At 67.8% G+C, this 12,316-nt stretch carries 15 protein-coding genes and 2 tRNA genes; 6 read left to right on the forward strand and 11 right to left on the reverse strand.

Annotation, left to right across the window (positions count from 1 at the left end):
- Together AC06E7_RS05075 and AC06E7_RS05080 are read left to right on the forward strand one after the other, a co-directional pair.
- Entirely contained in the window at nucleotides 1-279 is a 279-nt protein-coding gene (locus AC06E7_RS05075) for a CD225/dispanin family protein (RefSeq protein ID WP_068854269.1), read from the forward strand.
- Between the two features lie 64 nt (nucleotides 280-343).
- A complete protein-coding gene (locus AC06E7_RS05080) occupies nucleotides 344-763 on the forward strand; it encodes a DUF2752 domain-containing protein (RefSeq protein ID WP_184125906.1) in 420 nt (139 codons plus the stop codon).
- On the opposite strand, the gene ampE is transcribed toward AC06E7_RS05080, so the two are convergent.
- The 5 genes from ampE to AC06E7_RS05105 all read right to left on the reverse strand — a co-directional run bounded on the left by ampE (nucleotide 760) and on the right by AC06E7_RS05105 (nucleotide 4,399).
- Nucleotides 760-1,653 (reverse strand): regulatory signaling modulator protein AmpE, encoded by an 894-nt coding sequence (ampE, locus tag AC06E7_RS05085; RefSeq protein ID WP_478063326.1) that lies wholly within the window; start codon nucleotides 1,651-1,653, stop codon nucleotides 760-762. The two genes, AC06E7_RS05080 and ampE, sit on opposite strands and share 4 nt — an antisense overlap.
- Before the next feature lie 113 nt (nucleotides 1,654-1,766).
- Complete coding sequence (gene nudC / locus AC06E7_RS05090) at nucleotides 1,767-2,672, reverse strand: NAD(+) diphosphatase (RefSeq protein ID WP_217537781.1); 906 nt, start codon at nucleotides 2,670-2,672, stop codon at nucleotides 1,767-1,769.
- Between the two features lie 63 nt (nucleotides 2,673-2,735).
- Nucleotides 2,736-3,131, reverse strand: a complete 396-nt coding sequence (gene erpA, locus AC06E7_RS05095) for an iron-sulfur cluster insertion protein ErpA (RefSeq protein WP_068854273.1) — start codon at nucleotides 3,129-3,131, stop codon at nucleotides 2,736-2,738.
- A gap of 46 nt (nucleotides 3,132-3,177) precedes the next feature.
- The gene (locus AC06E7_RS05100) at nucleotides 3,178-3,642 is read right to left on the reverse strand and encodes a bactofilin family protein (RefSeq protein WP_068854274.1); all 465 of its coding nucleotides are present in this window, start codon (nucleotides 3,640-3,642) and stop codon (nucleotides 3,178-3,180) included.
- A gap of 4 nt (nucleotides 3,643-3,646) precedes the next feature.
- The gene (locus AC06E7_RS05105; protein WP_068854275.1) at nucleotides 3,647-4,399 is read right to left on the reverse strand and encodes a DUF6776 family protein; all 753 of its coding nucleotides are present in this window, start codon (nucleotides 4,397-4,399) and stop codon (nucleotides 3,647-3,649) included.
- A gap of 182 nt (nucleotides 4,400-4,581) precedes the next feature.
- On the opposite strand from AC06E7_RS05105, the gene AC06E7_RS05110 reads away from it, so the two are divergent.
- The 3 genes from AC06E7_RS05110 to AC06E7_RS05120 are packed head-to-tail and all read left to right on the forward strand — an operon-like array spanning nucleotide 4,582 to nucleotide 9,440.
- Nucleotides 4,582-5,205 carry a DUF4126 domain-containing protein gene (locus AC06E7_RS05110; RefSeq protein WP_478063329.1) on the forward strand — a complete coding sequence of 208 codons (624 nt, stop codon included), beginning with the start codon at nucleotides 4,582-4,584 and terminating at the stop codon, nucleotides 5,203-5,205.
- 24 nt (nucleotides 5,206-5,229) lie between these two features.
- Nucleotides 5,230-7,107 carry an EAL domain-containing protein gene (locus AC06E7_RS05115; protein WP_217537779.1) on the forward strand — a complete coding sequence of 626 codons (1,878 nt, stop codon included), beginning with the start codon at nucleotides 5,230-5,232 and terminating at the stop codon, nucleotides 7,105-7,107.
- Between the two features lie 38 nt (nucleotides 7,108-7,145).
- Entirely contained in the window at nucleotides 7,146-9,440 is a 2,295-nt protein-coding gene (locus tag AC06E7_RS05120) for a hybrid sensor histidine kinase/response regulator (RefSeq protein WP_478063623.1), read from the forward strand.
- A 1-nt stretch (nucleotide 9,441) separates the two neighbouring features.
- Here AC06E7_RS05120 and bfr read toward each other — a convergent pair whose 3' ends face one another.
- The 4 genes from bfr to AC06E7_RS05140 form a co-directional block, all read right to left on the reverse strand.
- Complete coding sequence (bfr, locus tag AC06E7_RS05125; protein ID WP_068854278.1) at nucleotides 9,442-9,912, reverse strand: bacterioferritin; 471 nt, start codon at nucleotides 9,910-9,912, stop codon at nucleotides 9,442-9,444.
- Between the two features lie 84 nt (nucleotides 9,913-9,996).
- Nucleotides 9,997-10,206 carry a (2Fe-2S)-binding protein gene (locus AC06E7_RS05130; protein WP_068854279.1) on the reverse strand — a complete coding sequence of 70 codons (210 nt, stop codon included), beginning with the start codon at nucleotides 10,204-10,206 and terminating at the stop codon, nucleotides 9,997-9,999.
- 170 nt (nucleotides 10,207-10,376) lie between these two features.
- Nucleotides 10,377-10,451, reverse strand: a tRNA-Gln gene (locus AC06E7_RS05135).
- Between the two features lie 49 nt (nucleotides 10,452-10,500).
- A tRNA-Met gene (locus AC06E7_RS05140) sits at nucleotides 10,501-10,577 on the reverse strand.
- A gap of 121 nt (nucleotides 10,578-10,698) precedes the next feature.
- On the opposite strand from AC06E7_RS05140, the gene AC06E7_RS05145 reads away from it, so the two are divergent.
- Nucleotides 10,699-11,334 carry an RNA pyrophosphohydrolase gene (locus tag AC06E7_RS05145; RefSeq protein ID WP_068854280.1) on the forward strand — a complete coding sequence of 212 codons (636 nt, stop codon included), beginning with the start codon at nucleotides 10,699-10,701 and terminating at the stop codon, nucleotides 11,332-11,334.
- A gap of 100 nt (nucleotides 11,335-11,434) precedes the next feature.
- Here AC06E7_RS05145 and rpsI read toward each other — a convergent pair whose 3' ends face one another.
- Together rpsI and rplM are read right to left on the reverse strand one after the other, a co-directional pair.
- Nucleotides 11,435-11,827 carry a 30S ribosomal protein S9 gene (gene rpsI, locus AC06E7_RS05150; protein WP_017354549.1) on the reverse strand — a complete coding sequence of 131 codons (393 nt, stop codon included), beginning with the start codon at nucleotides 11,825-11,827 and terminating at the stop codon, nucleotides 11,435-11,437.
- 2 nt (nucleotides 11,828-11,829) lie between these two features.
- The gene (gene rplM / locus AC06E7_RS05155; protein WP_017354548.1) at nucleotides 11,830-12,258 is read right to left on the reverse strand and encodes a 50S ribosomal protein L13; all 429 of its coding nucleotides are present in this window, start codon (nucleotides 12,256-12,258) and stop codon (nucleotides 11,830-11,832) included.
- Nucleotides 12,259-12,316: the final 58 nt, after the last annotated feature.

Consider the following 12,316-nt stretch of genomic DNA (forward strand, 5'->3'; position numbering starts at 1 on the left):
ATGAACGCCACTGCCCCGCAAGTCCCCAACCACCTGGTCTGGGCCATCCTGACCACCCTGTTCTGCTGCCTGCCGGCCGGCATCGTCTCGATCGTGTATGCCGCCCAGGTCAATGGCAAGCTGGCCTCGGGTGACATCGCCGGCGCGCAGGAATCGTCGAACAACGCCAAGAAGTGGGCCATGTGGTCGGCCATCATCGGCGTCGTGGCCATCGTGCTCTACATCATCCTGGTGGTGGTGATGGGCGTTGGCGGCGCAATGAGCGGCGGCAACTACTGATCGCCCCCTGGACGGCCCGGTCCGGCGCCCGCGCAGGGTGCCCGGCTCGGGCCGTTCTGCCGTCATGAGCCTGCCTTCCCGTTCCACCCTGTCGCGCTGGGCGCCGCTGGCCGTCACGGCCGGGCTGGCCGTGGGCGCAACCGCAGTGCTGCGTCATGTCAGCCCGTATGCCAGCAACAGTCCGCTGCCGGGTTGCCCGCTGTATGCGTTGACCGGGTTGTACTGTCCCGGCTGTGGCAGCACCCGCTGCCTGTACTCGCTGGTCCACTTCGACTGGTCCGGCGCGATGGCGATGAATCCGCTGCTGGTGATCTCGCTGCCGTTCCTGCTGTTGATGCTGCTCAACAACGCAGGCGTGCGCATGCGCGCACTGGACCCGCTGATGCGGGTGCTGGCCAATCCCACCTTCTGGCTGGTGCTGCTGGTCGGCTATGCAGTGCTGCGCAACCTGCCATGGATGCCGTTCGCGCTGTTGGCGCCCTAGGTCACCCAACCGGCGATGACCAGCAACGCAAGCGCTGCCATCCACAACAACAGCATGCGCCAGACCAGGCTCATCGCATCGCGCAGCTCCGGCAGGCGGCGCCACACCGGCACCATGCCCGCATCGCTGTAATCGTGCGCGTCTTCGCGCAGTTCGGCACTGACACTGGCGCGCGCCACGGCGCCCAGAAAATCGGTGGACGCGGCCCAACTGCTGCCGTGCGCCTCGCGCCAGGCCTTGAAGGCCGTGTCGAAGTTGCCCACCAGCGCCATCGACAGCGACATCAGCTGCGCCACCGGCCACTCCAGCCACGACAGCACCTGGCGTGCGCCCACCACCGTCTCCACGTCGGCCAACGAGCGCATCGGCCCCACGGCCAGCAGCGCGAGCAGGCGGTACGCCAGCGCGCCTGCCGGGCCCAGCAGCAGGAACCAGAACAGCACCGCGAACCAGCGCCGCAGTGCGTTGAGCACGGTGGCTTCCACCAGCGAGGGCACGTCCTCGTGCAGGCTGCCGCCGGCGGACTGCAGTTGGCCGATGGCCGAATGCCGGGCGTGCGCGTCATCGGCGTCGATCACCGCTTCCACGTCGCGGTCCAGGTCACGCGGACCCCAGCACATCACCAGCGTGGCGATGCCCAGCAGCAGCGACGGCAACCCGAACAGGCGGTCATGCAGCGCCCATTGCAGCAGGGCCAGCACCAGCACGAACGGAACCACCGCCACCAGCCAGCCGTGGCGCCCACGCCAGAAGCCGGTTTCGGCCGCGTGGGCGTTCAACCACTGCAGCCAGCGCCGGTACCAGCCGAATCGACGCAGCGCCACGGCCGCGGCAGGCGCGACATGGCCCAGGGCCAAGGCGACCAGTACTGCGACCAGGGTGGTGAACATGGCGGCCTCCGTTCGGTTTCTGGGCGCTACTATGCCTTGGGACCCGGCAATTCCCCGGGTCACAGGTAATGTATGCCGCCCCGTGTTCAGGCAGCGGCAACGTGGTGCCCGGGTCAGCTCACCTGGCTGCGGTACCAGTGCTCGATCAGGCTGCGTGAAATCGAGATCGGCGGCGACAGGCGGATGCCCACCCCATCGTCCTCGATGTCACGGGCCAGCGCCGCGCCCACTTCCTCGGCAGTGAACCAGCGCGCGTCCTCCAGCTCGCCATCCACGGTGGGCACGTCGTCTTCGGCCGTGGCGCTGAAGCCGAGCATCAGCGCGCCCGGGAACGGCCATGGCTGGGTACCGAGGTAGCGACAGCTGCGCACCCGTACCTTGCTTTCCTCAAAGACCTCGCGGACCACGGTCTGTTCCAGCGATTCGCCGGGCTCCACGAACCCGGCCAGCACCGAGTAACGGCGCGGGGCCCAGTTGGCCTGGCGGCCGAGCAGCAGGCGCCCGTTGCTTTCCACCGCCACGATCACCGCCGGGTCCACGCGCGGGTAGTGTTCGGTGCTGCACGCGACGCAGCGGCCGATGAAGCCACCCCGGGTAAAGGCCACGGCCCCGCCGCACACGCCGCAGAAGCGGGTGCGGGACTGCCAGTACGACATGCCGCGGGCATAACAGAAGGCGCTGGCATCGGCGGCCGACCAGGTGGTGGCCGATTCGCGCAGGTCCACGCGCTGGGGCGCCGCGATATCGACGGCGGCCGATTCGACCGAGAACCACGCCTGCTCGCCGCGCAGGCCGAGGAAGATGGCGGTGCCGGGGCCGCCCCCGACCTGGGCGCCGGTCAGCGCCAGCGGCTGGCCGTCGTCACCGGCCAGCGCGCGGCCATCGGGATCCAGCACCAGCACGTGCGCCTGCGGCCACAGCCGCAACAACGCATCGGCGTCGTCGCGCAGGGTATCGGCGCGTTCAAGGGGGTCGGTGGTGAAAGCAAAACCGGCAAGCGGCAAAGAGACATTGGACATCCCTGAAGCCTGCCGCGATTCAACCGGAACAGCAAGCGGTGCCGTGCGGCACCGCGGTGGCGATCACATGCTGAAACTGCTGCCGCAGCCGCAGGTGGTCTTCGCGTTCGGATTGCGGATCACGAACTGCGCGCCGGTCAGGCTTTCGGTGTAATCCACTTCGGCGCCCATCAGGTACTGCAGGCTGAGCGGATCGACCAGCAGGGTGACGCCGTTGGTGTCCACGGCCAGGTCATCCTCGGCGCGGTTCTCGTCGAACTCGAAGCCGTACTGGAAACCGGAACAGCCACCGCCCTGGATGTAGACGCGCAGGGCCAATGCATCGCTGGCCTCGTCCTGGATCAGTTCCTTGACCTTGGCCGCGGCGGCTTCGGTGAAGTTCAGGGGACGGTCCAGCGACTGGTAATTCGGCGCAGCGGCGGGGGTGGGGGCGCCGGGCAGGGAAACTAGCGTGCTCATGCCCCCAGCATGGGGGTGCATGGGCACGCTTTCAAGCACCGGCCGTTCAGGCCATGGCGTCGGCCAGCTTCCTGCGCGCGTTGCCGTCCTTGCCATCCTTGCGGTCGGCACTGTCGTCGGCCGGCGGCGGCAGCGCCATCTGGGCGCCACCATGGATGAGACGGCCGGTCAGCTGGGCGCCTGCGTTCATTTCCACCACCTGGTAGTGGACATTGCCGGTGACCCGGGCGCTGGGGGTCAGCTCGACCCGCTCGCTGGCATGCACGTCGCCATCCAGGCGGCCACTGAGCACCACCACGTGGGCGCGGATCTCGCCTTCGATGCTGCCCTGCTCGGCCAGCGTGAGGGTGGCCGTGGTCGCGCCTTCCTGGGCGATCACCTTGCCCAGGATGGTGCCTTCCACATACAGGCCACCGCTGAATTCCACGTCTCCCCGGATCACCACCTGCGCGCCGATCAGCGCGTCCACGACCAGATGCCCGTCGCGGTTGGATTTGTTGCTGCCAAACATGGGCTTACTCCCCTTCTTTTGCCGTTGCTGCAGCCGGTGCTCCGGACTGCTTCCAGTCGAATACCTGGGTGGCGCCCCCTGCGCCGCTTCCCAGCGTGACCCGCACACGTTGCGGGGTGAAGTCCTTGGGCAACATGACGCTGCCGGTGAGCTGCTGGAAGTACCGGAAGGAATACTCCTGGCCCGGCACCTTGGTGCGCTGGTGCAGCTCGTCCCAGCTGACCGAGGTCAACTTGCCGTCCTTGACGCCTTCAACCGTAAACCGCATCTGGCCCTGGCTGATCGCGCCACGGTTGAGGTTCTGGGTCAGCACTACGGCGTACTGCCAGGTGCCCGCCGTTTCCGGCGAAAATTCAATGGAATGGGTGTTCAGGCCCTTGCGCTGGCTGGTGGACCCGACCAGGCGTTCGTAGAAGGCCACGTCGGCGCGCAGGCCGGCGATTTCCTCGTCGCGCTCGCCCAGCGAGGTCTGCACCTCGTTGTTGGCCGCGCGGCTGATCCGGTCCGACGCCTGCAGGGTGGCCTGGGTCTGCTGCAGTTCCACCACCTGCTTCTGCAGTGTTTCGGCACGCGCTTGGGCGGCGTCCAGCTGGCGGCCGGCGTCACCGCCGGGGCCGGCGGTCCAGCGCCCCAACAGCGCGGCCAGGACCAGGCTGGCCAGCCAGATGCCGGCCAGGATCAACAGCCGGCGGCGATCGGGCGCCACCGGGGTTCCGGGGCGGCGGATCTGGATGCGGGAAGGTGTCGGGTTGTTCATGGCGAATACGGCGGCACCGCGGCTTGGGCGATACCGACACGGCCCCTGTCGGGAAGAGCGACTGCTTAGTGTAAGTCAGGGTTGGCACATTTTTCGCCCCTGACCCCCTGCGGGGCAGTAGCGTTCAGGGACGTCATCCCCGATAGTGTGGGCCTGTGCACACTTTCGCCGGAGCGCCTGCCATGACCGAGGCCCACCTGTTCGTGATCGGCATCCTGCTGGCCTGGCTGGCCGGCATCCGCGTGTACCTCACGGTGTTCGGGGTGGGCCTGGCCGGCATGCTGGGCTGGGTCGAGCTGCCGCCGGCGCTGCAGGCGACCGAGTCGTGGTGGGTGCTGGGCACCTCCGCCGCGCTGGCCATCACCGAATTCTTCGCCGACAAGATCCCCGGGGTGGACTCGGCCTGGGACCTGGTCCAGACCCTGGCCCGGGTACCGGCGGGCGCCTTCCTGGCTGCAGCCACGCTCTCGCCCACGGGCGAACTCAGCGCCACGGCGCTGGCCGCAGGTGCCGGCGTGGCCCTGGCCAGCCATGGCCTGAAATCGGGTACGCGCGCCCTGCTCAACACCTCGCCCGAACCGGCCAGCAACTGGGTCGCCTCGGCCGCGGAAGACACGGTGGTGGTGGGCGGCCTGGCGTTGGCGCTGGCGCACCCGTGGCTGGCATTGATCGTCGTGGTGGCCTGCAGCCTGGCGGGCGCGCTGGTGGTCTGGCTGGTCTGGCGCGCCCTCTGGAAGGGCATGCGCTGGCTGCTGCGGCAACCGGCGGGCAAGCCCGGGGCACTGGCCGACCGCGATGCCGCATAATCGCGCCGCAGACTGGGAGTACTGATGGCCGTCCAAGACAACGCTGTTGCATCCACCCGCGCCACCCGCGCCGAAACCCCGCCCGCCGATCATTGGCAGCGCTGGGCCAGCGCCGACGCGCCCGCCGTGGCGCCCGCGCCCAGCAACGTGGTGCCGCTCAACGCTGCCGCCGCCGCTGCCGTGTCCACCCCGCCGGTGCTGCCGCCATCGCAGTGGCAGCAGGACGATGCCACTACGCCGCCGCTGGGCAGCGAGGCGCCCTACCGTGTGCTGATCGTCGAAGACGACCGCTCGCAGGCCCTGTTCGCACAGAGCGTGCTGCATGGCGCCGGCATGGAAGCGATCGTGCACAGCGACGCCGAAGGCGTGCAGCAGGTGATCAACGAACAGCGCCCGGACCTGATCCTGATGGACCTGCACCTGCCGGGCCTGGATGGCATGCGCCTGACCGCGCTGATCCGCCAGCAGCCCGGCCAGCAGCTGCTGCCGATCGTATTCCTCAGCGGCGACCCGGACCCGGAGCGCCAGTTCGAAGTGCTCGACAGCGGCGCCGACGATTTCCTCAGCAAGCCGATCCGACCGCGCCACCTGATTGCCGCCGTCTCCAACCGCATCCGCCGCGCCCGCGCGCAGGCGGCGCTGCAGCCGGGTGCGCAGGGCGCGCCGGCCATGAACAACCCGGAGACCGGCCTGCCGACCCGCCACCACGTGATGCATCAGCTCGGCGCGGCGCTGGCGCACGGCGAGCATGGCGGCCTGTTCTTCATCGAAGTAGCCAGTGCCCTGGGCCTGCGCGAGCGCTACGGCTATGCCGCGTTCGAACGGCTGATGGTGCAGGCCGCGCAGCGGCTGGCCGACAACGCGCACCCGCACCTGCTGGCGCGCCTGAACGACAACAGCTTCCTGGTCGTGGCGCGTGGCCTGGACGAAGAATCACTGGACGCGATGGCGCACCAGCTGCGCGATGAACTGTCCGCGCGCTCGTTCGTGATCCGCGATGAGGAATCGGTGCACCTGCGCGGCGTGGTCGGGCATGCCCAGCTCTCCGGTGGCTTTGGCGATGCCGGCACGGCGCTGGAAGCGGTGGAGCGCACCACGCTGCAGGCGCGGTTGCTGCCCTCCGGCGTGGCCGCGCACGTGCGCCGCGAGGACGTCGCCGCGCAGGAACACCTGGCCATGCTCGAAGGCCAGCTCGAACCGGCCTACCAGCCGATCGTGGCGGTGGCCGGTGGCAACACCGCCCAGTACCAGGTGCTGCTGCGCCTGCGCCAGGCCGATGGCAGCGTACTCAACGCGGGCCAGGTGATCCCCGCTGCGGAAGCGGCCGGGCGCATTGCCGACCTCGACCAGCAGGTGCTGGACCATGCGCTGGGCCTGCTCGATCTGTACCGGCACGCGACCCAGCCGCTGAGCCTGTTCGTGTCGCAGTCGCTGCGTACCCTGGCCCGCGATGCTTTCGCCGACTGGTTGCTGGAAACGCTGCAGCAGCGTGGGCTGCCCGGCAGCGCGCTGGTCATTGACGTGCGCCTGCCCGACGCACTGATCCACACCGTCACCCTGCAGCAGTTCTGCTCGCGCATGAGCGCGGCCGGGGTGCGCTTCTGCCTGAGCCAGTTCGAGCCCAGCGGTGAAGCCAATGCCCTGCTTGGCCAGCTGCCGCTGGCATTCGTGCGCATGGCCGCCCGTTTCTCCAGCAGCCATGCCAACCAGCAGACCCGCGATGAACTGCGTGGCGCGATCGATGCCGCGCACCGTGCCGGGGCACAGATCATCGGCCAGCAGATCGAAGACCCGCAGGCCGCAGCGGCGATGTGGATGGGCGGGGTCGATTTCATCCAGGGCAACATGGTGCAGTCGGCCGGGAGCGAGCTGAACTTCGACTTCCACACCGCGGTGCTCTGACCATGACGGCCCAAGGACGGGTTCCCTTCGCACTGTGGCTGGCGGCGATCGCGGCCGCCCTTGCCGCTACCGCCAGCGGCATGGCCGCCGCCGGCGCCAACGGCCCATGGCCGGTCATTGCCGCTGCCACCGCCGCAGTGGCGCTGATCGCCGCGCTGGTCGGCGTGAGCCGCTGGCGCGAGCTGCAGGCGCAGCTGGCCCTGGGGCAGCGCCGCCACGAGACGCTGGCCGTTGAGCGCGACCACCTGCAGCGCGCCATGCAGCAGCAGGACATGCTGGAACAGGAGCTGCTGCAGGCCAAGCAGGCGGCCGAGGCCGCCGCGCTGGCCAAGGGCGAGTTCCTGGCCACCATGAGCCACGAGATCCGCACGCCGCTCAACGGCATCCTGCCGATGCTGGACCTGATCGCGCGCGGCCAGCTGGGCACCGACCAGCGGCAGATGCTGCAGACCGCCACGGTCAGTTCGCAGCAGCTGCTGCGCATCGTCGATGACATCCTGGATTACTCCCGGCTGGAGGCCAAAGGCCTGGACCTGGAAATCACGACGTTCAACCTGCGCGAGCTGCTGGAAGGCATCGTCCAGCTCATGCAGCGCAGCGCTGAAGCCAAGGGCCTGGCGGTGTCGCTGGAACTGGACCCCGCCGTGCGCCTGTCGGTGCGCGGCGACCCGGTGCGGCTGCGCCAGGTGCTGGGCAACCTGATGGTGAACGCCATCAAGTTCACCGAGCGCGGCCAGATCCGCCTGCGCGTGACCCGCCAGGGCGAGACCACCAGCCAGCACCAGCTGCGCTTCGAAGTCATCGACACCGGCATCGGCATCGACGGCACCCTGCAGGCGCGCCTGTTCCAGTCCTTCAGCCAGGCCGATGCCTCCACCACGCGCATCTACGGCGGCACCGGCCTTGGCCTGGCCATCTGCAAGCGCATCATCGACCTCATGCACGGCAACATCGGGGTGAGTTCGACCCCGCGCCACGGCGCCACGTTCTGGTTCGAGATTCCGCTGCTGAAGGTCGTCGGCGACCTGCCGGCCGCGCCGCTCACCACGCGCGCCCTGCTGGTCAGCGAAGACCCGCTGCTGGTGCAGCGCCTGCAGCGCGTGCTGCAGCACCACGACATCCGCCTGCACACGGTAGACAGCGCATCGGCCGCGCTGGACATCCTGCGCGCGCCGGTACGCCCGGGGATCGAGCCGGACCTTGCCTGGGTGATCGCCGACACCCATGCACTACGCCACGGCGCCACCGCCCTGCACCGCGCGGTGCTGCACGATGCCCGCACGCCCGCTCCGCGCCTGCTCTGGCTGCAGGGCGACGAGCAGCTGGCCGCGCTGCTGCGCGAGAACACCTGCGTGTTGCCGCGCGAGGCCGGTGACGTGGACCTGCATGCGGTGCTGCGCCCGGCAGTGGCCAGTGCGCGCCCGGCCCCCCTGCTGGCCAGCGTGGAGCCCTACAGCGGTCCGGTGGACGCGCCGCAGCTGGGCCTGCGCCTGCTGCTGGTGGAAGACAACAGCGTCAACCTGCTGGTCGCCCAGCGCCTGCTGCAGGTGCTGGGCTGCACCGTCACCACCGCCACCGATGGCGAACAGGGCCTGCAGCAGCTGCAGACCCGCGCCTTCGACCTGGTGCTGATGGATTGCCAGATGCCGGTCCTGGATGGCTACAGCGCTACCCGTCGCTGGCGTGAGCAGGAAGCGGCGGAAGGCCGCACCCGGCTGCCGATCGTGGCGATGACCGCCAACGCGATGGCCGGCGACCGCGAGCGCTGCCTGCAGGCGGGCATGGACGATTACCTGTCCAAGCCGGTCAACCGCGAGTCGCTGCAGGCCTGCCTGCTGCGCTGGCAGTTGACGATGGAAGACAACGCCGCCGACGCGCGCTATACACCCGCGCCGGCGCGGGCTCCGGCACCCACCCCATTGCCGCCGCCCCTGCCGCCGCCGGCCGCAGACAACGGCAATGACGACGCCTCGCCCGGGGTGCTCGACACCGGTGTGCTGGATGAGCTGCAGGAGGTGATTGGTGCGGAGACCGCCACCATCATCGCCGTGTTCCTGGAAGACACCCCGCCCTTGATCCGGCAGCTGCAGGACGCGTCGGTGGCCGCCGACCTGGAAACGCTGCGCGCGCTGGCGCACAGCCTGAAGTCGGCCAGTGCGAACGTGGGGGCGATGGCGTTGTCGGTGGCGGCACGTCGGATTGAACACGACGCCCGCGCCGGCACGCTGGAGCGCCCGGCCGTGGCCGTGGCGCTGCTGATTGCCGAATACGCGCGTGCACGGCTGGCGCTGGCCGGCTACCAGGCCAGCATCCCCGCCACGGCCGCGCGCTGAATCAGTCTTCCAGTTTGGTGAGCAGGTAGTTCGGCTCGCCGATGCGCTCGATCAGTTCCAGCTGGGTTTCCAGCCAGTCGATATGCTCTTCCTCGTTATCGAGGATCTTCACGAACAGCTGGCGGCTGACGTAGTCGCCGACCGAATCGGCATAAGCCACCGCTTCGCGCAGGGTGACGGTGCCTTCGCGCTCCAGCGCCAGGTCGCACTGCAGGATCTCGGTGGGGTTTTCGCCGATGCGCAGCTTGCCCAGCGCCTGGAAGTTCGGCAGGCCTTCAAGGAACAGGATGCGGTCGGAGAGCACGTCAGCGTGCTTCATCTCCTCGATCGATTCCTTGTATTCGTGGTCGGCCAGTTCCTTCAGACCCCAGTTCTTCAGCATCTTGGCATGCAGGAAGTACTGGTTGATCGCGGTCAGCTCGTTGTAGAGGACCTTGTTGAGGAATTCGATGACCTTCGTGTCGCCTTTCATGACCGTGCTCCTGCAGCGTGAAAACGCCGGCACTGTAGCGCGTCCCTGCAGGCAATGAGGGAACGCGAATCATGATCGATCGGTTTACGCGACCTGCGCCAACCCCAGGACAGGCAACGGCAGGTCGTGGGTGTTGCGGGCCTTGGCCAACAGGTCGGCCGCCATGTCCAGGCAGGAACCGCAGGTAGCGCCGCAGCCGGTGCGCATGGTCAGCTCGGACACGCTGGCGACACCGCTCTGGGCGGCTTCGCGGATCTGGTGGTCGGTTACCCCGTTACAGATGCAGACGTACACGTGCGGACTCGGCAGGCAGGCCCGGATCGGCCTGTGCGTATTCCAATCGAAACGAGAATGGTTGTCAATTTCGTAACTGAATCATTCTCGATACGGTTCAGCGTGCCCGTTCAGCCGGCCCGGCGCGGAGCAAAAAAAAGACCGATCTTTCGATCGGTCTCTTTCGTATTTGGCTGCCCCGGATGGATTCGAACCACCGAATGCCTGAGTCAGAGTCAGGTGCCTTACCGCTTGGCGACGGGGCAAAACGTGCGTGCAATTGTTGCACTTTCTCACTGGAAAACCAAGCGGACTTGGTGGCTATGGGTGGACTCGAACCACCGACCCCAGCATTATGAGTGCTGTGCTCTAACCGGCTGAGCTACATAGCCTTAGTGAGCCGGCAATTCTGGACATGTAAACGGAATCTGTCAACACCTTTTCACCGCGCTTGTGAGTGGGCAGCGGGCGTGTCACAGTCCTGACCAGTAGATTTTTCTAGGAGTCCGCATCGTGATCGATCCGGACGGCTATCGACCGAACGTCGGCATCGTGCTGATGCGGCAGGACGGGCAGGTGTTCTGGGCACGACGTGTGCGCCGGGATGGCTGGCAGTTCCCGCAGGGTGGCATGAACACCGACGAGACGCCTGTCGAAGCCATGTATCGCGAGTTGCATGAAGAAACCGGGCTGTTGCCAGAGCACGTCGAAGTGCTGGGTGCGACACCGGGCTGGCTGCGCTATCGCCTGCCCGCCCGTGCCATCCGTCGCAATGAAAAGCAGGTCTGCATCGGACAGAAGCAGGTCTGGTTCCTGCTGCGCCTGTCGGGCGACGAATCGCACGTGAAGCTGGACCATACCGACAGCCCCGAGTTCGACCAGTGGCGCTGGGTGGATTTCTGGTATCCGGTCGAGCACGTGGTGATGTTCAAGCGCGGGGTCTATGCGCGGGCGCTGCGTCACTTGGCGCCGTTGGCCCGGGGCGTGGCCGGCACCGGCGTGGAGTCGATGCCCAAGTCCGCCCAGGAGGCCTGGATGCCGGGGCACGCGGCGGGCCATGACCGCCCGCGCAAGCGCGCGCCGGCACCCAAGCGCGGCGGCGGGTACTGGCCGCGCAGCAAGGCCAAGGGTGAGCCGGGGGCGGTGTAACCGTAACCTGCCCCGCTGAAACGACAAAAGCCCGGCCGAAGCCGGGCTTTTGCTTTCCTCCCAGCGGGATCCCGAAGGATCCCACGCCAGACGCGATGGATCAGCGCTTGGAGAACTGGGTGGCGCGACGTGCCTTGTGCAGGCCGACCTTCTTACGCTCGACTTCACGGGCGTCACGGGTCATGAAGCCAGCCTTGCGCAGCTCGGACTTCAGGGTTTCGTCGTACTCGACCAGCGCGCGGGCGATGCCCAGGCGGATCGCACCGGCCTGGCCGGTGGTGCCGCCGCCAGCGGCGGTGACCATGATGTCGAACGATTCGGTGTTCTTGGTCAGTTCCAGCGGCTGACGCACGATCATGCGTGCGGTTTCACGGCCAAAGAACTCGTCCAGCGGACGGCCATTGACGGTGATGTTGCCGGCGCCCTTGCGCAGGAACACGCGGGCGGTGGAGGACTTGCGGCGGCCGGTGCCGTAGTTTTGAGTGATAGCCATGATTAGATATCCAGAACCTGGGGCTGCTGAGCGGCGTGCGGGTGCTCGGAACCCGAGTACACCTTGAGCTTGCGGTACATGGCGCGGCCCAGCGGGCCCTTCGGCAGCATGCCCTTGACGGCGGTTTCGATGACGCGCTCCGGGTGGCGCTCCAGCGCCTGGGCCAGAGTTTCGGTCTTCAGGTTGCCGATGTAGCCAGTGAAGCGGTGGTACAGCTTGTCCTGCAGCTTGTTGCCGGTGACGGCAATCTTTTCTGCATTGATGACAACCAGGTAATCACCGGTATCAACGTGAGGGGTGTAGACCGGCTTGTGCTTGCCGCGCAGACGGCGGGCCAGCTCGGTGGACAGACGGCCCAGCGTCTTGCCGGAGGCGTCGACGAGATACCAGTCGCGCTGGACGGTCTCGGACTTTGCAGTGAAAGTGCTCATGGAAGAACTCAGGTAGGTCGGGCTCATTGCGGCCATGGAGCGGCCGGAACTCTGCCAC

This window comes from Stenotrophomonas sp. Steno-Z4, assembly GCF_056393145.1.

Bases quoted from the DNA above. Each gene is read 5' to 3' on its own strand.
- AC06E7_RS05080 (WP_184125906.1), top strand. From the start codon at position 344: ATGAGCCTGCCTTCCCGTTCCACCCTGTCGCGCTGGGCGCCGCTGGCC.
- erpA (WP_068854273.1), bottom strand. From the start codon at position 3,131: ATGAGCACGCTAGTTTCCCTGCCCGGCGCCCCCACCCCCGCCGCTGCG.
- rpsI (WP_017354549.1), bottom strand. From the start codon at position 11,827: ATGGCTATCACTCAAAACTACGGCACCGGCCGCCGCAAGTCCTCCACC.
- AC06E7_RS05105 (WP_068854275.1), bottom strand. From the start codon at position 4,399: ATGAACAACCCGACACCTTCCCGCATCCAGATCCGCCGCCCCGGAACC.
- AC06E7_RS05100 (WP_068854274.1), bottom strand. From the start codon at position 3,642: ATGTTTGGCAGCAACAAATCCAACCGCGACGGGCATCTGGTCGTGGAC.
- nudC (WP_217537781.1), bottom strand. From the start codon at position 2,672: ATGTCCAATGTCTCTTTGCCGCTTGCCGGTTTTGCTTTCACCACCGAC.
- rplM (WP_017354548.1), bottom strand. From the start codon at position 12,258: ATGAGCACTTTCACTGCAAAGTCCGAGACCGTCCAGCGCGACTGGTAT.
- AC06E7_RS05110 (WP_478063329.1), top strand. From the start codon at position 4,582: ATGACCGAGGCCCACCTGTTCGTGATCGGCATCCTGCTGGCCTGGCTG.
- AC06E7_RS05075 (WP_068854269.1), top strand. From the start codon at position 1: ATGAACGCCACTGCCCCGCAAGTCCCCAACCACCTGGTCTGGGCCATC.
- bfr (WP_068854278.1), bottom strand. From the start codon at position 9,912: ATGAAAGGCGACACGAAGGTCATCGAATTCCTCAACAAGGTCCTCTAC.
- AC06E7_RS05115 (WP_217537779.1), top strand. From the start codon at position 5,230: ATGGCCGTCCAAGACAACGCTGTTGCATCCACCCGCGCCACCCGCGCC.
- ampE (WP_478063326.1), bottom strand. From the start codon at position 1,653: ATGTTCACCACCCTGGTCGCAGTACTGGTCGCCTTGGCCCTGGGCCAT.